19 protein-coding genes are annotated in these 19,691 nt (G+C 65.1%); 11 read left to right on the top strand and 8 right to left on the bottom strand.

Annotated features, from left to right (window positions below):
- Positions 1-62 precede the first annotated feature (62 nt).
- From G6N56_RS25550 to G6N56_RS25560, 3 genes are read right to left on the bottom strand one after another with little or no spacing between them, the layout of a single operon-like run.
- Positions 63-1,142, bottom strand: coding sequence for a DUF7064 domain-containing protein (locus G6N56_RS25550; RefSeq protein ID WP_085255079.1), 1,080 nt, complete (start codon positions 1,140-1,142; stop codon positions 63-65).
- Positions 1,132-2,295 carry a sulfotransferase family protein gene (locus G6N56_RS25555; RefSeq protein ID WP_085255078.1) on the bottom strand — a complete coding sequence of 388 codons (1,164 nt, stop codon included), beginning with the start codon at positions 2,293-2,295 and terminating at the stop codon, positions 1,132-1,134. The genes G6N56_RS25550 and G6N56_RS25555 overlap by 11 nt, the downstream gene beginning before the upstream one ends.
- Before the next feature lies 1 nt (position 2,296).
- A complete protein-coding gene (locus tag G6N56_RS25560; protein WP_085255077.1) occupies positions 2,297-3,172 on the bottom strand; it encodes an SDR family NAD(P)-dependent oxidoreductase in 876 nt (291 codons plus the stop codon).
- Positions 3,173-3,293: 121 nt separating this feature from the next.
- Here G6N56_RS25560 and G6N56_RS25565 point away from each other — a divergent pair, with 121 nt between their 5' ends.
- Positions 3,294-4,247 (top strand): LysR family transcriptional regulator, encoded by a 954-nt coding sequence (locus G6N56_RS25565; protein ID WP_085255076.1) that lies wholly within the window; start codon positions 3,294-3,296, stop codon positions 4,245-4,247.
- A 336-nt stretch (positions 4,248-4,583) separates the two neighbouring features.
- Here G6N56_RS25565 and G6N56_RS25570 read toward each other — a convergent pair whose 3' ends face one another.
- Together G6N56_RS25570 and G6N56_RS25575 are read right to left on the bottom strand one after the other, a co-directional pair.
- Entirely contained in the window at positions 4,584-5,360 is a 777-nt protein-coding gene (locus G6N56_RS25570) for an SDR family NAD(P)-dependent oxidoreductase (RefSeq protein ID WP_085255075.1), read from the bottom strand.
- A gap of 73 nt (positions 5,361-5,433) precedes the next feature.
- Positions 5,434-6,279, bottom strand: coding sequence for a mycofactocin-coupled SDR family oxidoreductase (locus G6N56_RS25575; protein ID WP_085255175.1), 846 nt, complete (start codon positions 6,277-6,279; stop codon positions 5,434-5,436).
- A 210-nt stretch (positions 6,280-6,489) separates the two neighbouring features.
- Here G6N56_RS25575 and G6N56_RS25580 point away from each other — a divergent pair, with 210 nt between their 5' ends.
- A complete protein-coding gene (locus tag G6N56_RS25580) occupies positions 6,490-7,644 on the top strand; it encodes an amidohydrolase family protein (protein WP_085255074.1) in 1,155 nt (384 codons plus the stop codon).
- Between the two features lie 91 nt (positions 7,645-7,735).
- Positions 7,736-8,482 (top strand): SDR family NAD(P)-dependent oxidoreductase, encoded by a 747-nt coding sequence (locus tag G6N56_RS25585; protein ID WP_085255073.1) that lies wholly within the window; start codon positions 7,736-7,738, stop codon positions 8,480-8,482.
- A 27-nt stretch (positions 8,483-8,509) separates the two neighbouring features.
- Here G6N56_RS25585 and G6N56_RS25590 read toward each other — a convergent pair whose 3' ends face one another.
- Positions 8,510-8,995: a polyketide cyclase gene (locus G6N56_RS25590; RefSeq protein WP_085255072.1), complete on the bottom strand. Its 486-nt coding sequence runs from the start codon at positions 8,993-8,995 to the stop codon at positions 8,510-8,512.
- Positions 8,996-9,223: 228 nt separating this feature from the next.
- On the opposite strand from G6N56_RS25590, the gene G6N56_RS25595 reads away from it, so the two are divergent.
- The 6 genes from G6N56_RS25595 to G6N56_RS25620 all read left to right on the top strand — a co-directional run bounded on the left by G6N56_RS25595 (position 9,224) and on the right by G6N56_RS25620 (position 15,738).
- Positions 9,224-10,693 carry an aldehyde dehydrogenase gene (locus tag G6N56_RS25595; RefSeq protein ID WP_085255071.1) on the top strand — a complete coding sequence of 490 codons (1,470 nt, stop codon included), beginning with the start codon at positions 9,224-9,226 and terminating at the stop codon, positions 10,691-10,693.
- A gap of 101 nt (positions 10,694-10,794) precedes the next feature.
- Complete coding sequence (locus tag G6N56_RS25600; RefSeq protein ID WP_085255070.1) at positions 10,795-11,898, top strand: NAD(P)H-dependent amine dehydrogenase family protein; 1,104 nt, start codon at positions 10,795-10,797, stop codon at positions 11,896-11,898.
- A gap of 425 nt (positions 11,899-12,323) precedes the next feature.
- Complete coding sequence (locus G6N56_RS25605; protein WP_085255068.1) at positions 12,324-13,004, top strand: hypothetical protein; 681 nt, start codon at positions 12,324-12,326, stop codon at positions 13,002-13,004.
- Between the two features lie 67 nt (positions 13,005-13,071).
- A complete protein-coding gene (locus G6N56_RS25610; RefSeq protein ID WP_142280523.1) occupies positions 13,072-14,013 on the top strand; it encodes a DUF7064 domain-containing protein in 942 nt (313 codons plus the stop codon).
- A gap of 90 nt (positions 14,014-14,103) precedes the next feature.
- Positions 14,104-14,601 carry a nuclear transport factor 2 family protein gene (locus G6N56_RS25615; RefSeq protein WP_085255066.1) on the top strand — a complete coding sequence of 166 codons (498 nt, stop codon included), beginning with the start codon at positions 14,104-14,106 and terminating at the stop codon, positions 14,599-14,601.
- Between the two features lie 27 nt (positions 14,602-14,628).
- Positions 14,629-15,738, top strand: a complete 1,110-nt coding sequence (locus G6N56_RS25620) for an NAD-dependent epimerase/dehydratase family protein (RefSeq protein WP_085255065.1) — start codon at positions 14,629-14,631, stop codon at positions 15,736-15,738.
- A gap of 37 nt (positions 15,739-15,775) precedes the next feature.
- Here G6N56_RS25620 and G6N56_RS25625 read toward each other — a convergent pair whose 3' ends face one another.
- On the bottom strand, positions 15,776-16,399 hold the full coding sequence (locus G6N56_RS25625; protein WP_197746645.1) for a TetR/AcrR family transcriptional regulator: 624 nt from the start codon (positions 16,397-16,399) through the stop codon (positions 15,776-15,778).
- 250 nt (positions 16,400-16,649) lie between these two features.
- Here G6N56_RS25625 and G6N56_RS25630 point away from each other — a divergent pair, with 250 nt between their 5' ends.
- Complete coding sequence (locus G6N56_RS25630) at positions 16,650-17,297, top strand: TetR/AcrR family transcriptional regulator (RefSeq protein WP_085255064.1); 648 nt, start codon at positions 16,650-16,652, stop codon at positions 17,295-17,297.
- 62 nt (positions 17,298-17,359) lie between these two features.
- On the opposite strand, the gene G6N56_RS25635 is transcribed toward G6N56_RS25630, so the two are convergent.
- On the bottom strand, positions 17,360-18,358 hold the full coding sequence (locus G6N56_RS25635; protein WP_085255063.1) for a Rieske 2Fe-2S domain-containing protein: 999 nt from the start codon (positions 18,356-18,358) through the stop codon (positions 17,360-17,362).
- A gap of 135 nt (positions 18,359-18,493) precedes the next feature.
- Here G6N56_RS25635 and G6N56_RS25640 point away from each other — a divergent pair, with 135 nt between their 5' ends.
- Complete coding sequence (locus tag G6N56_RS25640; protein ID WP_085255062.1) at positions 18,494-19,684, top strand: phosphotransferase family protein; 1,191 nt, start codon at positions 18,494-18,496, stop codon at positions 19,682-19,684.
- Positions 19,685-19,691 lie beyond the last annotated feature (7 nt).

The following is a 19,691-nucleotide window of genomic DNA, read 5'->3' on the forward strand; positions in this document are numbered from 1 at the left end:
CAGCGTGTCCTTTCCGGCGTTGCGAGTGCTGAGCCCGATGACAATCCGCCCGTGGTGGCTGGTCAGTCACCATGCCTGTCACCGAGATCGATATTCTCTATGGGGTTGGAGCGTTCGAGCATGCCGTAGGTCTGTTCGCCGTCCCAGTGGTAGCGGACGCCCGCCTGTTGCAGCGCCGGGAAGTTCGAGTGCTCTTGTTTCATCGCGCGCACCGAGAAGGTGCCGTCATTGTGGTGGATGTCGTGGGTGGAGAACACCGTCTCGCCTTCAATGTGCACGGTGGCGTCAGCTGTCTCGAGGACCACTGACACGTCCTCGCCAAGTGCCTGCAACCGGGTGAGCCATGGGGCCTGCACGGCGCGCGCGGGGATCAAATCGCCGTCGCCGGTGAAGATGTAGCCCTCATTAAACGTCGGTTCGCCGTCGGGGCGTGGCGGGTAGGCGATAAAGCCGAATGCCTTGCCGCTGGGGAACAGCGCGGACTGCCAGGCATGGCCCCAGAAACCGGCCAGCTTGCGCACACCTTGCCGTCGAATTCGTAAGCCACTTCCCGTGAAGTCCTGGGTGTCACCAGCGATAGATACCGTGCCGGTGGCCCGAAAAAGCTGTTCGTAGCGTGGGCCGCCCATCAGGGCACCCTCAACCGAATTCTTGATCCTGTCGCCCGCGTCGCGCTGAAGGGTGCCCTGGATCCACGGCGGCACCGCCATTTTCGCCTCGACGTGGAATGCGACATCGACGTGCGGCCCGTGGGTTTTGCCTGTGAGAAGATCGGCCGACGAGGTCTGCACGGCCTTGCCCTCATAACTCATGGTCCATGTCTGAAACGGCTCGACGCAGTGGAATACCAGGCCGGCGCCACCCAACACGGTGGGCTTACCGTCAAGCGCCTCGGGCGGAAGGGACGGGCCGTTCTCACGAAGGCGATACACGCGGCCGTCGGGGAAGGCGACGTTGATCTGCGCTTCGTGGTTGTCCCAATTGGCGGCCACAGCCTCGATTCCGATGCGCGGCAGACCGATCTGTCCGCGGTCGTCCACGGTCCAAAAGCTCACGGAGTCACGCATTTCCGGGTTGTCGGGGCGCTGCGCGAACACGTATTCGCGAGACCGGTCGATGCCGCCGGTGAGATCAATCGACATTGCGTTCCCCTCGGCTGGCGGGCGGGTGAGTGGTGGTCCAGCGGCGGGCGTGCTCGACGTAGCGGGCGAAGCGCGGCCGGACCAGGTCGAAGTCGATGCCGAACTCGTCGGAGTCGGCGCGCGAACTGGGTTCACGCTCCGCCGCGGCGTGGGTCCACCAGCTCTGCATCCTGTTCGTGAATTCGTCGGTCACGGGTTTCCCGAGCCAGCGGTATAAGCCGGTGACCTCACCGATGGGGTCTGCCTGCATCGCGCGGAAGTCGATGTCGTAGAAGTTTTTATCGGCTCGACTTGCCCGAAACTCCAGTGCCCGGTCCATGCCCAGCGACCAGTGATCGACGTTGAGCCGGCCAATGTAGGGGCGGTCTATGTGATCGGTGAAGGAGCCGATGATGTCGGCGTAGAGGTCGGCCACCGAGAGGATGACATCGGTCGGATCACGGTGGGTCATCACGTATCGGGCGTCTGGGAAGGCGGCGTCGACCGCGTTGAGCCACAGTACGTGTGACGGGCATTTGAGCCGCCACTCTTTGGTGGGTTCACCCCATTGCAGAAGCTTCATCACTCGGCGCTGGTAGGCCAGCGTGGGTTCGAGGTCTGCTTTCTCGACCAACCACGCGGAATAGGTGGGTATCTGCGCGAACGACTGGAAGATGTGCGATTTGAAGTCGAGGGCCATCAGCTCGTGACACTCCATCGGTCCGTGGGTGTCCGCGGGCACGTGATAACGAGTGCCCAACATTTCGCCTTTGTCGGGCGGGATGCGGGGGTCGACGCCCTGCACGGTGGATGGTGGGGGGCAGGGCTGCGACGATTCCCACCGTCGCACGTATCGCACGCCGGGATCTTGTGCCAGCAGCATCGACAGCGCCGTCGACCCGGTGCGGGGTAGTCCGAGTCCGATGACCGGTGCCAGAATCGGCCCGTCATCGATCTCCGGATGGCGCCGGTACCAGTCCTCGACTTGCAGACGCTGTCCTAGATATCCAGTGATCCGGCCGTAGATGAAGGCCTCGCCGCGCGCGTTGAGGCGTGCTTCCTCACGTAGCGACGTCAACAGGATCGTCAGACCCTCTTCGAAAGAGTCGTCGCCGAGGTGATTCAGCCCGGTTTGGGCGACGGCCGCGTCCTTGATCTCGTTGAGGGTGGCCACTTCAGTTCATCCACTGCCCACCGGCGACGTCGATCGTTTGCCCGCAGAGGTAGTCAGCGGCTTCCGATGCCAAGAAGGCGACCATGTTGGCTGCTTCTTCGGGTAGTGACGCCCGTCCGAGCTGCACCTGGGTGGTGATGGCCTCCAGGATTGCGCCCCGCCCGGCTCGGTGCTGGTCAGTCTGCGGGTCGAGCAGGTACTGCATCATCTCCGGTTTGATCATGATTCCCGGCGCGACGCCGAGCACGTTGACACCGCGTGGCGCCACTTCGTGGGCGAGGTTGCGGGTGAATCCGATGACGCCGGACTTGCACGCGTTGTAGACGACGAGTCCGCGCTGTTGGATGCGCCCCCCGACCGATCCGATGTTGATGATCTTGCCCGAGCCCTGGGGTAGAAGGAATTCCAATGCGGCATGAGCGCCGTACATCATCATGGTCAGGCTGCCCAGCACGGTGTGGTCGATGTCTTCCTTGCTGTGGTTCTCGAACGGGCCGCCGACGACCATCACGGGGTTGTTGACCATGATGTCCAAGCCGCCCAATTCGCCGCGCGCGACACGCACCGCGTCGTGGACCTGATCCCAGTCGGACATGTCGGCCTTCACTGGAAACGCGTTCACACCCCACCGCTGTTCGATCTCTTTGGCCCGGCGCTCGACTTTCTCGAGAGTCCGCCCGATCAGCGCAACGTCAGCTCCCAGGCCGGCCAGCCGATTGGCGATGGCTTGACCGAGCCCGTCGCCACCGGCGCCGGTGACGAATGCCTTCTTGCCGGACAGGTCCATCAGCTCGGTGACCCGCTTGTCCACGATGTGTCTGGGCAAGCTGTCCAGATTGAGAGCTGCGATCGCTGCGGCGTCGTCCTCGACCGTCATGGGGAATCCTCTCACCGTCCACCTGACTGCCGACGATAAGGCGGCGAGTAGCTGGGAAGGTAATACCGATTGCGGCGTTCAGTCATGCCTCTTTCAGATGGCTGGTATATCTCGAAGCACAATGGACACCCACCGGCTGAAGTACTTCCTTCGGATCGCTGAAGAGGGTTCGATCACCCGAGCTGCCGGGCTGCTGGGAATCGCCCAGCCCGCGTTGAGCCGGCAGCTCCAACTGCTCGAAGACGACCTGGGAGTCGCTCTGTTCCGGCGGACCCGCCGGGGGGTGGAGCTCACGGAGGCGGGCGAACGACTACGAGCCTCGACCGCCGCGCCGCTGCGTCAGCTCGAACTCGCGGTGAAATACGCGGGGTCACCGCTGGCGCGGCTCGAGCGCAACGTGCTCCTCGGCCTGCCAGAGACAACGGTCGATGTGCTGGTGGTGCCGCTGATCAACAGCCTGAACACCGTCTTTCCCACCGCTGTTTTCTCGGTGACGGTGGGCAGCACCGATCAGCTGGTCGAAGCGATGTTGAAGGGTGCGGTCGACGTGGCGCTGATCAACCCGGTGCCCGACGAGCGAGTCTTCTACCGCGAGATGCTGACAGAAGACCTTGTTCTCATCGGTGGAGCCCACTCGAAGCTCGACCCGACCCGGCCCGTTACCTTCATTGACGTCGTCGCACTGCCGCTCGTGATCCCACGCTCCGCTTCCGGTGTCGCAACACTCCTGCAAAACGCCGCCTTGCGAACGAAAGTCAACATTAGCTACCGCACCAGCACCGACTCGCTGCAAGTCGCCAAGAGGCTCATCGAAGCGGGCCTCGTCTACGGCGTCCTTCCACTGTCGGCCTGCCGTCGCGAAGTCGACGATGCCCGCTTGCGGTTCGCTCCGATCTGCGAGCCGCGGCTGACACAGCACCTTGGCGTGGCAGCGACGTCACAGTTGGGACTGCCACGCGAGCTCACCGTGAAGCTGGGCAACACCATCCGCGAGGAAGTCGCCGCCCTCATCAAAGCCGGCCACTGGACCGCCGAGCTGACGTCCGCACAACCCTGGAACCCAAACGTTGGATAAGCCCGACAGTCGGTGTCATCACGGTGTCCGCTCTCTGCGCTCAGTCCGCCATCGGGTCCGGCGAAGGCGGACGGGAGTCACCGGCGAGGCGGGCGGTCACTCGAATAGTCCGCCGAGGCGGCGGCCCTGGACAGCGGCAAATCGTTAGCGTTGGTGGTGACTCGATCCGACGACGGTCTTGACGAGAACGGCGACGACAGTTGCTACCCGGCTACGTCGCGTGCGGGGCCATTTACGGCCCATCCTGCCTGGTCATTCTGTATGCCCGCTCGTGGCGGTGTGGGGGACAGGGGTTCGAAGCCCCTCAGCTCCACCTTTGACCGCAGAGCGGTTTCGCTACTTCGGTGGCATCCGGATGCCACCGTCCACGCGGACCACCTCGGCATTCATGTACGAGTTGGTGATCAGTTCGATCACCATCGACGCCAGCTCTTCGGGCCGGCCGAGCCGATGGGGGAACAGGACCGACTGCCCGAGTTTGGCCTTGAAGGCTTCGGCGTGTTCGCCCTCGCCGTAGATCGGCGTATCGATGAGGCCGGGTGCCACGGTGTTGACCCGGATCCCCACGGCGGAGAGGTCACGGGCCACCGGCAGAGTCAGCCCGACCACGCCGCCCTTCGACGACGAGTAGGCCGCTTGGCCGATCTGCCCGTCGAACGCCGCGACACTGGTCATGTTCACGATCGCCCCGCGCTCGCCGGTGTCGGTCGGATCGAGCCGGCTCATCGCGGTGGCGGCCAGCCTGATGCAGTCGAACGTGCCCACCAGGTTGATCGCGATCACTTTCCGGTAGGCGTCCAGGTCGTGTGCCGAGGCGAATTCGCCGTCCTTGCCGATGGTTCGTTGTGCCCACCCGATGCCCGCCGAATTGACAAGCGCGCGTAGGGGCCCGAGGTCCATCGCCGTGTTGACGGCATCCTTGATCTGCTCAGTATCGGTGACGTCGACGGTGACGAACGCACCGCCGATCTCGTGGGCGAGTTGCTCTCCACGCTCGGCCTGCAGGTCGGCGATGACGACTCGGGCGCCCCTGTCGGCCAATTGACGCGCGGTAGCCGCGCCGATGCCCGACGCCCCGCCTGTGACGATTGCACTACCTCCGTTGATATCCACAGCGGACAACCCTAGCCCGCAATGGGGTCGCAGCCCGTCGACGGGCGGTTGCCCGCCGAGCGGGCGCGCCGGCTCAGAACTTTGCGACGGCCCCCGCGTCCACGGGCAAAGCCGCTCCCGTGATGTACTCCGACTCGTCGGAGGCGAGGAACAACACCGCGTTACTGACGGCACGCGCCTCGATCACCGGCACCGGCAGCATGTGGAACTGTCCGATGATCTTTGCCGCGTCGTCCATCGTGGGCTCGGCGAGGTCCGGCCTCAGGGTGCGACGGAACTGCTCGTTGTCGATCATCGGCGTCAGGACGTTGCCGGGATGAATCGAGTTCACTCGAATTCGTTGCGGCGCGAGTTCGTTGGCGAGTGAGTTCATCAAACCGACGACGCCATGCTTGGCCGCGGCGTAGTGGGCCATGTACCCGCCGCCACGCAGTCCCAGCATCGAGCTCACCAGGATGATGGACCCCCCGCGGCCATCCGACATGTGCGGCACCGAAACCTTGACGGTGTGCCAGACCCCGGTGAGGTTGATGTCGAGCATCGTCTGCCAGGCGGCCTCTTCGATCAGCGCCGCCGGTGCGGGACTGCCGCTGATGCCGGCGTTGGCGACGACGACGTCGGGGCGGCCCAGTTCGTCCATTCCCTGCCGCACCGCAGCGCGGAGGCCCTCGAGGTCCCTCACGTCTGCCCGGGCGGTCACGACGCGCCGGCCCGTTTTCCGAACCAGCGCATCGGTCTCGTCGAGATCGTCTTCCGTAGCACCCGGATAGTTGACGCCGTCGATGTCGGCGCACACGTCGATGGCGATGATGTCGGCGCCTTCTTCGGCGAGTCGGACCGCGTGCTCTCGACCTTGACCCCGCGCTGCCCCAGTGATGAGCGCGACCTTGCCCGCGACCCTGCCAACGGCGTTTTGCATGGTGACCTTTCCCAGCGACATCGATCAGCCCTTGCCGAGGCCGAGTTCCAACCGGAACCGTTCCATATCAGGGATCTTCTCGGCAATGGTCACCGGTTCGGACGTATCGGACGACCGGCGCAGCGCGTCAGCACTTACGCGCGCCACTAGTTAACTTACAATGTGTAATGTAACCTGTGGGCCTGTCGCTCATGCTGAAGCGAGGTAGCCATGAAGGTCATCGACGTCGATTGCCATTTCGAGGTTGCGGTCACGCCCGAGGAACATCCCCTGTATGGCCTTCGGGACGTGATCCCGACGGCCGCCCAGTACATGTGTGAGACGCTCGTGGGCGACCTCTACAACGTCACTCCGCTCGGCGACGTCCCCCCGATAGAAGAGTTCGGCGCGTTCCTGCCAGCCGAAAACCGGGCGAGTTCCGAGATTGCGACGCTGGAAAACGTGGCGGAGCCGCCCTTCGAGTCGATGACCCCCGACCAGCGGCTGGCCTGGTTCGACGAAGCCGGCATCGACTTCGCGCTGATAAATCCCGGTGCCATCGGCATTCTGTCCTATTTCCTCGGCGAGCGCAGCGGCGAGGCGATGCGACTGTGCAACGCCTTTCACGCCGAGAGGCTGCACGGCTACACGGACCGGATGTCGCCGGTGACGATGGTCGACTGGTCCGACGTGGACAACGCCATTGCCGAACTGACCCGGATGCGCGCGCTGGGTAGCCGCGCGTTTTGGCTTCGCGCGCAACCGCACTCGGGGATGTCACCGGCGCATCCCGACTGGGACAAGGTGTGGTCGGCGGCGACCGATCTGGGCATGGCCGCGGTGCTGCACGTCGGCATGACGCCCGCCGCCTTCAGCGGCGGGTGGGGTAACGCGGGCTGGAACAACCCGAGGGGCAGCGGGCTGGGCGGGTTCTTCCGGTTCGCCAACGCCATGCGACACCAGCCGGCGGAGATGCTGCTCGCGTCGATGGTCTACGGCGGCGTGTTCGGGCGGCACCCCACGCTGACGGTCATCACGGAGGAGATCGGCGTCGGCTGGCTGCCGTATTTCGTGACTCGCTGCGATTTGCTGGGCTTCGCCGGCCCGTGGTGCTTTGACCGGACGCCGGGGGAGATGGTGCGCCAGCAGGTGCGTGCCGCCCCGCTGCCCGGTCTGGGCGACCCCAATCCGATCGGCGACGATCTCGCCGGCCTCGCCGAGATGTTGGTGTTCTCCTCGGATTATCCGCACGGCGAGGGCAATCGGGCCCCCCGCGCTCTGTTCTCACCGTCGCTGGCCAAGATGACCAGTCCTCAACAGGAACAGTTCCTGGGCGGCAACATCCTCGATTGCTTTGCGCGGATGGGAGATCCGCTGCCCGTCTGAGTCCCATTGAATGAGAGTCCGGTCAGCGGGGCGCCGCGGTGTTTGTAGTGTTACCGCGCACTGGCGGTGCAAGCGTGAGGGGTAGACGAAAGTGTTTGAACTCAGAGACCGCGTCGCCCTGGTCACCGGCGCTGGGCGCAACGTCGGTGCCGGCATCGCTCTGGCCCTGGCTACCCAGGGGGCCGCGGTGGGGGTCAACGACTTTCACCAAGACCGCGCCGAGGAGGTGGCCGAAGATATCCGCGCCGCGGGTGGTCGGGCGATTCCGGTGGCGTTCGACGTGACAGATCTCGATGCGGTCCGCGCGGGGTTTGACGACCTGGCCAGTCAGTTCGGCCCCGTCGACATCCTTGTCAACAATGCCGGTACCGGCGGACCGACCGAACCCATGCGGATGGCGGCGTTCGCCGACCTCGATCCCGATTATTGGGATCCCATCGTCCGGGTGAACCTGTTTGGGCCGATGAACTGTTGCCGGATGGCGGTGGGATCGATGATCAAGCGCGGGTTCGGCCGGGTGATCACGATCTCCTCCGGCGCCGGCCAGACCGGGATGAACATCGGCGTATCGCCCTATGCGGCGGGAAAGGCCGGCGCGGCAGGGTTCATGCGGCACTTCGCGGTGGAGAACGCGGACAAGGGCATTACTGCAAACACCATATCGCTGGGCCTGGTGCTCGATGACCCTTCCGTTGCTGAACTCGCGCAGATGATTCCGGTCGGTCGGCTCGGCAAACCGTCGGATGTCGGAGCGCTCGCCGTGTACCTCGCCTCCAACGAAGCGTCCTGGATCACCGGTCAAACCATCGGTCTCAACGGCGGGCAATTGGCGATCTAGGAGCCCGGACGGTGGGTGTCCGCGCCGTCAGGTGCCCGTTGTCTCGATGCCAGCGGAGGACAGGGATCCAAAAATCGCGGAATCCTGGGTGTCGAGCACGACGTCCAACGAGGTGAATTGCAATCCGGCCGGTCCCGGGGTCACCGCGAAGTTGACGATCCCGCTCGAGGCGGGGACCGGTACCGAGTTACTGGTGACGGTGACGAAGATGTAGCAGCGCGCGTTCGTGACGTCTCCGTCGCGTCCGGTGCGAAAGACATTGGTGCTGTTGTGGCGCAACGGGTACGGGGTTTGGGTGCGGTGCTCGGTGAGCCAGGCCATCGTTTCGTCGCGGCCGCGCAGATCCGCGTGGAGCATGTCCTCGAACGGGCTGGCACCGGTATCGCTGCGGCCGGTGTAGTGAACGCCGTCGGCGAGCCGGGCGGCGATTTCCTCAGCGTTCCATTCGTCGTAATGGTGCCAGAATCCGGCGACGAACTCCTGCAATTCGCCCGGCGAGATGTCCTTGCCCACTCGTGTTCTCCCATCGATCGGGCTATCTGAAGCGGTGTCGCGTATCGGACGGAAGCGGGTGACGTCGCAGTCGTTGTGCGCACCAGAGCGCTTCGTGAGTCCCCCTCCGAAGGTAGGGGTGCCGTTGCGATGGCGGCGGGGGGACTCTCGCTGGGTGGGACATATCGGCCTTCCGCCGCGGCCTCGGTTGTTGGATACGGGGGGCCACGTGTCGTTTGGGAGGAGGAGATGATGCCGAGCACCGGTTTCAAGAGCGAGTGGGACAAGCTCTTCGTCGGCGGCAGATGGACCGAGCCGTCGACGGCAGACGTCCTCGAAGTGCACTCGCCGGCCACCCGCGCAGTGGTGGGCAAGGTCCCGCTGGCCGGCCGGGCCGACGTCGACGCCGCGTGCGCCGTCGCGCGCGGGGCCTTCGACGAGGGCCCGTGGCCAAATATGCTGCCGCAGGAGCGCGCCGCGGTGCTGGCCGCGGCCGTGAAGCAAATGGAGGAACGCGCCGACGAGCTGAAGTTCCTCCTCTCCGCCGAGACGGGTCAGCCCCCGACGACGATCGACATGATGCAGTACGGCGCTGCCATGTCGGCGTTCGAGTACTACGTGGGTGCGGCCGAAAACTTCAGGTGGCGCGAGATACGCGACGGTATCTACGGGCGGACCCTCGTCGTGCGCGAGCCGATCGGCGTGGTCGGTGCGATCACCGCCTGGAACTTGCCGCTCTTCCTGGCGGCCAACAAGGTCGCCCCCGCGTTGATCGCGGGCTGCACCGTCGTGCTCAAGCCGGCGGCCGAAACACCGCTGTCGGTGTGCGCGATGGCGGACATGTTCGCTGACGCCGGACTGCCCGAGGGCGTGTTGTCGATCGTTCCCGGCGGTCCGGATACGGGCCGGGCGCTGACCGCCAATCCGGAGGTCGACAAATTCACGTTCACCGGCAGCTCGGCTGTTGGCAGGGAAATCGGCAAGATCGCGGCAGAAAGGCTCAAGCCATGTGCGCTGGAACTCGGCGGCAAGTCGGCGGCGATCATCCTGGAGGACGCCGACCTGGATTCCAGCATGCCCATGCTGCTGTTGGCCTGCTTGATGAATTGCGGGCAGGCCTGTGTCGCGCAGACGCGCATCCTGGCACCACGGTCACGCTATGACGAAGTCGTCGACAAGGTGTCGACCGGTTTTGCGGGGATGCGCATCGGGTTGCCGGATGACCCCACCGCGATGATCGGGCCGCTCATCTCCGAGAAGCAGCGTGAGCGCGTTGAGGGCTACATCAGAAAGGGCATCGAAGAAGGCGCGCGAATCGTGACGGGGGGCGGGCGGCCCGAGGGCCTCAACGGCGGCTGGTTCTTGGAGCCGACGGTGTTCGCCGATGTCGACAACTCGATGGTCATCGCGCAGGAGGAGATCTTCGGCCCGGTTGCGGCGATCATCCCGTACGAGACCGAGGAGGAAGCGGTGCGCATCGCCAACGACTCGGTCTACGGGCTGGCCGGCAGCGTCTGGACCACCGACAACGCCAGGGCGTTGAAGGTCGCCTCGCAGATCCGCACCGGCACTTACGCCGTCAACATGTACGCCTTCGATCCCGGCGCCCCGTTCGGGGGCTATAAGAATTCGGGCATCGGCCGGGAGAACGGTCCGGAGGGCATCGAGCAATACACCCAGGCGAAGAGCGTATTGCTGCCACCCGGTTACGCACCCTAACTCAGCCCTGGGCCGGAACCCGAATAAGCTGTCGCGCAGGGATTCTGGGCCTTCGCGCGAGGTGGCCTCGCTCTGTTCATCGACGATAGGAGACACCAAGCATGGCATCCCACACGCAGCGGAGTATCCGGGTATTCCAAGTCGCCACAGGCAATCTGGGCACGGAGATGATCCGCCGCATCGCGCGTCATCCCGACCTGGACCTCGTCGGTCTGCACTGCTACACGCCCGAGAAGATCGGCCGGGACGCCGGCGAGATCGTGGGGTTGCCGCCAACCGGCGTGATCGCGACCGGTTCGGTCGATGAAATCATCGCCGCCCGGCCCGATGTGATGACGTTTCACGGCGTGTTCCCGGATTTCGGCCTCTACGAACGGGTCCTCGAGTCAGGCATCAACATCGTCACCACCGCCGACTGGATCACCGGCCACCACCGTGACCAGAACTACCCGCACCCGTCCGGCAACGCACCCAGCACGGTGCTGGAGGAGGCCTGCCGGCGCGGTGGCGCAACGTTTTATGGCACGGGGATGAACCCCGGCCTCTGCCATATTCTCGGCGTCATCCATAGCTGCGACGTCGCCGAGATAAGGTATGTCAGCGTCACCGAGTCGACGGACGCGTCGTGCCATCACTCGGTCGGTTCCTGGGACAACTGCGGATTCGCCCGGCCCGTCGATGATCCGGCGGTGCCACGCATGCTCGAGATCGGCAGCCGCGTCTACGCCGACGGTGTCTACCTGCTTGCCGACTGCTTCGGCGTCGAACTCGATGGGCCGCCCGAATTCGAATATGTCCTTGGCGCATGCACCGAGGACATCGACCTCGGTTGGTACTTCATGGCCAAGGGCACGCTGGGCGCGTGCCGGTTGCGCTACATCGGCAAGGTCGACGGCGTGCCTCGCATCGAGTCGGTGATCGAGCTGGCGATGAGTCCCCGGACCGAGCCGCGGATCGATGTGAAGGGCTGCTACATCACCAAGATTGACGCCGACCCGGTCATCTACAGCAAGCAGCTCATCCTCCCGCGGCCCGGCGCCGACTTCTCCGGTCCGGACGCGTTCGCATCGGTCGGCATGACCGTCACCGGCATGCCGGCGTTGAACTCCATCCGCGCGGTCGTCGAGGCGCCTCCCGGATGCATCACGAGCGCCGACCTACCGCTCCGGGCATTCGCGGGGCGGTTCGCGCCGGCAGATCTTTGACATGTCGCACCCGTCCGGCGGAGCGCGCCCAGGAAGCGTCAGCCGTCGCGGCCTCGGCCCAGCGGTAGCCGGCCTTGCCGGCCGGAGAGCGCACGATCTTCGATACGAGGATGAAGGCCTTGGGCAGCTTATATCGTGCGATGTGCTCCCTGCAGGCATCGAGAAGTTCCTGATCGCAACGTGTCCCACCCTGGCCTTTCTGCGTAGTCGCTTCCCGACGTCGAAAGAAATCGCTATTTTTCTTACGTCTTGTAGTGATAATGTATGGCGACGCTCGCCACGCGCGGGCAACAGAAGGAGTGCGCCCGGTGAGATCGTCTCTCACTCGAAAGTCATTCCGCGCGAGCTGATTCGATCGTCCACCGGGTTGTGGGCCGAGTGCTCGTTGACGTCCTGAGTCGACCCAACAGTAGAAGGGAGCATTGGTGACCACTGAGCCGGATGTCTCGACCGCGACGCGCTATCGGCTTGACGTGATCGCGCCGCGGTTGGCCGATTTGGTGCAGCATACGGGCGGGTGGTTGTTCGACCATGTGATGGCCGGCTGGGACGTGACGGCGCTGCTTCCCGAGTGCTCAGACCCGAGACCCTTGCGCATCCTCGGCGTGCGGGTCGCGACCTTCAATGATGAGCCGGGTGAGGACTGCGGGCGAGTCGCCACCACGGTCGCGGTGTGCGAGGCCATCTACCGCGAGCGGGCGGGCGTCCGCCGTCACCTCGACCACGCGGCGGAGCACGGCAGTGAGGTAGTGCTCTGGCCCGGCGATCCCGTCGTGCACACGGTGCCCAAAATGGGCCAGATGCACCATCGACTGACCCGTGCCGCGTGCGTGTTCAAAGCCGAAGCGTTAGGAGCCCTGACCGGTGGTCGGGCAACCGCTCCCTCGGAATGGTTGGAATGGTTCCAGTGCCTGACGTGCAACTCGGCGGCGTCATCGCCTGAGGCAGGGTTTATGTCCTCACAAATGCCGCGACGCGCGTTCAAATGTGGCCCTTCGTCGCCTGCGTCGGTCGCGTGCGACCGCCCGATTAAATCTGAAAGCACGGTCACGCGCCGCGCGGAACGCCGGCTGTCAGACACCACGACAAGAAGGAGCAGCTGTTGATGAACCGATACGCGCGGTTCGCGACCGTCGACCGGCGGTCTCCTGCCGAGGATTGGCCGTCGACCCGATGACCGTCGAGCCGTTGCAGCCGAATGAATCCGACGAGCGGCCCCACCCCGCCGAGACGGCGCCGCTGTGGAACGAGAGCTGGTACTTCGATTTCGCCGACGCAACGCGGGGGATCGGCGGATGGGTTCGCCTGGGGCTCATGCCCAACGAGGACGTTGCCTGGATATGTGCGCTGGTGTGTGGGCCCGACCTGCCTACGCTCGCGGTGTTGGACTTCAACGCGGCACTGCCGGCCGACCCCACCAAGGTACAGACCGACAACATAGATCTGACGCTGGAACCGATTGAGCCGCTCAAGAAATATCGCGTATCAGTACGCGGACGCGGCCAAGCGCACCGGGACCCGGCGACGCTGTTGCGCAGCAACCCAGTTGACGCCGAAGAGATCGATCTTGCGATGGATCTGATCTGGACGACGGCCGGTATCCCGTACCTCTACCGGCTTACCCCCCGTTATGAGATCCCGTGCACCGTCTCGGGAACCGTGCGCTGGGGCGACTCCACGATCGAACTCGATGCCGTTCCCGGACAACGTGATCACTCCTGGGGGGTCCGCGACTGGTGGGGCGGCCTGGAGTGGATGTGGTGTGCATTGCACCTCGACGACGGGCGGCATCTACACATCGTCGATGCGCGTCTGGCGGGCCTGGCCAACACGGTCATCGGTTACGTTCAGCAATCCGACACGGGTTTGGTAGAGCTCGAGGCGGCCGAAGTCGAAGAAGCGTTTGCCGACAACGGATTGCCGATCTCCAGCATGATCCGCTTGGAGCCAGGCGGGGTCGAGGCCACCGTGGAGATCGGCGGCCACGCACCGGTCCGGCTGGTCTCGCCAACCGGTCAGCTCAGTCACTTCCCGCGCGCGTGGGTCAAGGTCACCACCTCGGATGGAGGCAAGGGCGTCGGGTGGATTGAGTGGAACAGGGTACAGTCGCGCTGACAGCCAGCCGCCGAACACCCCGCGTGGGTCGGTTGGCGCAGAATGCCAGCCCTGCATCCACGTTCGCGTGAGTCAAGTGGAAGGACCGTAATGGAGGACGCCGTCGCGCTGGCGGACATCGAAGCGATCAAACGACTGAAGGCCCGCTACTGCCGCTACCTTGACACCAAGGAATGGGTTCGGTGGCGCAGCATCTTCGCCGATGACTTCCGCGGAGACACCACGGACGGGGGTGGGAGGGTGGTCGTGGGCGCCGACGCGTTCGTCGCGTTCGTTCGAAGCAATATCGGCAAACCGTCGCAGCCCACGGCCCATCAGGTACACGCGCCGGAGATCGAGCTCACCTCACCAACCGCGGCGCGGGGAGTCTGGGCGCTCCAGGATGTGGTGCGGCTCGCGCCCGGAATCGACCTGGTCGGTTACGGCCATTACCACGAAACCTACGAAAAGGCTGACGGCCAATGGCGCATCAAGACTTTGAAGCTCACACGGCTGCGGGAGGACCTCGTGACACCCGTGATCGCGCTGCGTATCCCCGAGCGACTGAAACAGGCCGCCGCAAGGGTTGCCGGCCGTCGGGCACAGTGAGCGACGCTCCGTCATTGAGGCGTTGAGATGGCCGCCGACACGGTCCTGGTAACCGGCGCATTCGGTCAAGTGGGCAGACGCTGCGTCGAGATTCTGCTGAAACGGGGAAAGACCGTTGTCGCCATGGATCTGCGCACCGACAGGTCCCGGCACGCCGAGGAGGAGCTGGCTAGCCGGGCGCAGGGCGGCGCGCTGTTGCCGGTGTACGCGGACTTGACGCATGGCGCGGCGGTGCGCGATGCCGTCGAGGCCAGCCGCCCCGACGCGATCGTGCATCTGGCCGCGATGCTGTCTCCGGCGTCGTATCGCAACCCGGGCCTGGCCCGCCGAGTCAACGTCGAGGGAACCCGCAATCTGGTGGAAGCGGCCAGAAAGCTGAGTCGGGCGCCTCTGTTCGTGAAAGCTTCGAGCGCCGCGGTGTACGGTTCGCGCAACCCGTATCGCTACCCGGAACGGATCACCGCCGAGACTCCGACCAATCCGATCGACCAATACGGCGAGGACAAGGTGCTGGCCGAGATCGTTGTTCGCGACAGTGGGCTGCCGTACGCGTTGCTCAGGCTCGGCGGTGTCGTGTCTCCGGACGCCCAGAAGAACTTGAACTCCGATTACTTGTTGTTGATGCGGGCGACCCCGGCGGACAACCGGCTGCACGCTGCCGATGCGCGTGATGTCGGGCTCGCGTTTGCCAACGCCGTCGACCGAGGACGCACCATCAACGGAAAGGTGCTGCTGATCGGCGGCAACGAGTCCTACGTCGGGCTGCAACGGCAGATGGAGGACGACATGATGGAGGCGATGGGCCTCGGCAGGCTCGGTCCGTCGGCCGGTCTTCCGGGTGACCGCAACGACGACCGCGGCTGGAGCTTCACCGGATGGTTCGACACCACGGAGTCGCAGGCGCTGCTTGATTTTCAACGGACAGAATGGTCTGAAACTCTCTCCTGGATAGGAGATTCCGTAGGTTGGCGGCGCACGATGGCGCTATTGGGACCCGCCCTCCGCCCGACCCTGCGGGCGGCCCTGTCCCTGCAGCGCCGCCTGGAACGCCGCGGCCGGTACGCCGACCCTTGGACTCTCATCAGCAATAAGTACGGGCCGCAGGTACTGGCTCGCACCGGCAGCAGCCCGTACTGATCCGCGCCGACGTTTCGGTTGCCGGGCAGCCACAACCTCAGCTTTCCGCCGCCAGTTGGCGGATATAACCGGTCAGGACGCTCTGCGCCTCCACGAGCCGCGCGCGCATGGCGCGACCGGCCCGTGCGGCGTCGACCATCAGGGCGAAAGTAATGGTCTGATAGGTCTGTGCGGCAGCGCGTCTTCTGGCCGGCGGCAGACCGGGAGCGTACCGGGCGATGAAGCGCTCGACATGGGGCGTCCACGACTGGTCCGGCAAAGTTTCCGCCGCGTTGATCGTCGAGACGAGCAGCCCTCGGGCGCCGGGTGTTTCAGCGACGAGGCGTGCAAAGCGGGCGATGAAGTCCGCCAGCACTTCGTCGGCATCGGCGGTCAGACGCTCGTCGGAGTGCAGGTCCGTGAAGACGTCGGCGGCCCGTTCGCGCCAGCGTTCGGTCAGGGTGATGACAAGCGCATCCTTGTCCTTGAAGAACCGGTAGACGGAACCGATCGATGTGCCGGCACGCTCGGCGATTGCATCCATCGTCGACGCGTCGACCCCGGCCTCGTCGAACGAGTGGCCGGCCCCCTGCAGGATTCGTTCCAGGGTGGCCTGGCTCCGTTGTTGACGCGCCGGTCGGCGCATCGCCGTGGCTTCCCGCTTCGGCCCCTCGTGGTCCACGCGCCGGGGGCGCGGAGCAGCGCTTCGCGTTCCCCGCGGCGACTTGTTCGACGGAGCCATCGACGTCACGGGGACCTGCCAACACCCGACTTGCGTGCCGGCGAGACCCGCACGCGCGCCACTGCATTCATCTCTCCATTGTCGACGGCCCGTCTTGTCAAGGGCATCCCGGTCCCATGCCGACACGCGGGAGGACCGTCGAGCGCGGCCGGGATCGTGAGTCGCGTCCGGTCGTGAGTATTGTGGGCACATGGCGTCACGGCGGAACGCTACGGCGAAGTCGGCGGATGCGGCGCCCGATGATTCGCCAAGCCTCGAGGTGGGCCGCGGTCGCCCCCGTGACACGCAACGCCGGGAGGCGGTGATCGCGGCGACCCGTGAGCTTCTCATCGCCGGCGGCTATGACGAGGTGACTCTCTCGGAAGTGGCCCGACGGGCCGGAGTGTCGCGACCGTACATGTACGACAATTGGGGTACCAAGTTCGCCCTGGTCGAGGAGGTCATCTTCGGCGCGGCCTATCCGGCCCCCGAGATCGACAACGACACGGAATTCTCCGTCGCTCTTTGTGACCTGATCACCGCGATGGTTCACATACAGCTCGACCCGGCCTACCTGGCCGGGTTGCCCGGGCTGGCCTCCGAGCTCTACAACCGGTCGGACCTGGTCGCCCAGATCGAAGAACGGTATATCGCTCCGGTGCGCAGCACCTACGTCCAGCTGATCAAGCGGGGCAAGCGCCAAGGCGTTGTGCGCCGCGACGTCGACGGCAGCGCCTTGCTTGACACCATCCGGGGCGCCGTCATGCTGCACACATTGATCAACACGGCCCTCAGCGAGTCCGAGCTGATCGACCACTTGTGCTCGCTCGTAATGCACGGCATCGCCGTGGTGAAATAGGTCTGCGTTGCGGGGGTTTGCGGCCCGCGGCCGGCGGATAACGATCACGGCGCTCTGGTCGATCAGGCCGGAGCCACCTGGGCGAGGGCCTCGTTGGATGGCGCCGGCAGCTCGTTGTCGTAATACCTGGCGTACCAGCGCCGGAACGTCCAGATCACCCGCTCTTTCGGGTTGAGCGCCGGCTGCCGCAGGTGACGCTTCTTCTCCCAGATCACGATGTCGCGGTCCCAGTTCTCGATCACCGCCGAACTGAGCACATCCATCAGCGACGCGGCGGTGGGCTCGTCGCATTCGTCGTCGATGCGAATGTTGACGACGCCCAGCAGATTGATCTCGCCATTGCCGATCGGCGTTGCGTAAAGGCGCTGCAGGGCGTGGATCGGCACCTCTTTGGCTGCGATCGTTGCTCCCGCCATGCCCGGCCCGTGACAGAAGACTGCGCCCGCGACGAGCACCTCGTCCTCCAGACGGACAGCGGGCTCGACCGCTTCGGGTGCTGACTCGACGGACAGCTCGAATACGTTGCCCTTGGCCCGCACTTCGGTTGTCGGCTCCATCATGTGGGTGAGGTGGACGAACCGGAAGTGCGCCAAATCGGCTGTGTTCTCCAGGATTTCCTGAGGGTGCGAGCGAATGGTGCGCCGCATGACCACCGGGGCGGTCCAGCGGTGCTCGTCGAACCGCGGCATCTGCCATGTCGGTGCGCCAGGCCCGCGCCAGAGGAGCACGACGCCGTCCTGTTCGGCGACCGGGACCGACCGGATGCGCATCTTGGGCGCGACGCGGTTGCCGTAGGGCACCGATCGGCATGACCCGTCCGCCGCCCACCGCCAGCCATGAAACGGGCACGTGACGGCCCCGTCGCTGACCGTTCCGCCGTAGCCCAGGTGGGCGCCAAGATGGGGGCAGTATGCGTCGAGCGCCGCAAGTGTGCCGTCCTGGGCGCGGAACACAACGAGATCCTGGTCGAACCAGCGCGCGGGTTTCGCCTCTCCGCAGGCAAAGTCGCTCGACAGCCCGATTGCGAACCACCCCGACGGCATCGGCAGGGCTTCCGGCATGCCACACCTCCAAATTGTGAGTATATCCTCACATTTTAACCGGGCCGCAGGGCGCCGTCTATAGCCTTGCGCACATTTACCTTATATGGTGTCAACTAATCCACTCGGCCGTTCGGTGCGCTCTCAGAGAGCGTGATGCCAAGACGCCAAACGAAAGACAGGACGGATGTGACTGTGAGCGGAGACTCTTCCGAGCAGGCACGACCTCGCGCATCGCAAGCCGATCCCGAGCAGCTGCGCGGCGGCTTCGAGCGCTGGCTGCGTCGCCGCCATGCCGGCGCCGAGGTGGTCGAGGCGGCTGTGCCGTCGTCCAACGGCATGTCCAGCGAGACGCTCGTCGTGGCCGCCGACTGGGACGGACAGCCGCATCGGATGGTGGTTCGCATTGCACCACAACCGCATGCCAGCCCATTATTCCCCCGGTACGACATGGGTGAGCAGTACCTGATCCTTCAGCGACTGCGAGCCCAGCCCCATCCGCCGGCGGTGCCACGGGTGTTGTGGTGTGAAGAGGACCCGGAACCGTTGGGCGCTCCCTTCTTTGTCATGGACCATGTCGACGGTCAGATTCCGCCCGATGTGATGCCCTACAACTTCGCCTCTTGGCTCACGGAGGCGAGCGTGGCAAGTCGTGAACGGTTGCAGCACGGCACGATTGAGCAGCTGGCGCGAGTGCACGCAGCCAGCCCGGCCGACTTCTCGTTCCTCGACCGCTGCCGCGCCGGCGAGACCGCGCTGGCCGCCCATGTCCGCCACACCCGCGCCTATTACGAGTGGGCCAGGGCCGGTCGTAGCGGCGCGCCGTTGATCGACCGCACTTTCGACTGGCTATACGAGCATTGGCCCGCGGATACGGCTCCGTCGGGCGGCCACGCTGCGGCAACGGTGTTGTCCTGGGGCGACGCGCGTCTCGGCAACGTCATCTACCGCGACTTTGCGCCGGTCGCCTTATTGGATTGGGAGATGGCCTCACTCGGGCCACGCGAGCTCGACATCGGCTGGATGATTTTCTTCCACCGGTTCTTCGAAGACATCGCACACAGCGCGGGGCTGCCGGGGCTGCCGGACATGCTGCGCTCCGAGCGCGTCGCCGACATGTACACCGAGTTCACCGGCCACCGTCCGGTGAACTTGGATTTCTACGTCGTCTACGCCGCCCTGCGGCAAGCGATCATCACGATTCGAGTCCAATTGCGTGCCAGCGCCTTCGGGCAGGTGGAGCTGCCGGAAAACCCGGATGAGATGATCATGCATCGTGCCGCTCTGGAAGGGATGCTCGACGGCAGCTACTTCAACCACGACACCGCATCGCTGACGGAGACATGAACGGCGA

Source organism: Mycobacterium saskatchewanense, from assembly GCF_010729105.1.
In the GTDB taxonomy this organism is placed as follows: domain Bacteria; phylum Actinomycetota; class Actinomycetes; order Mycobacteriales; family Mycobacteriaceae; genus Mycobacterium; species Mycobacterium saskatchewanense.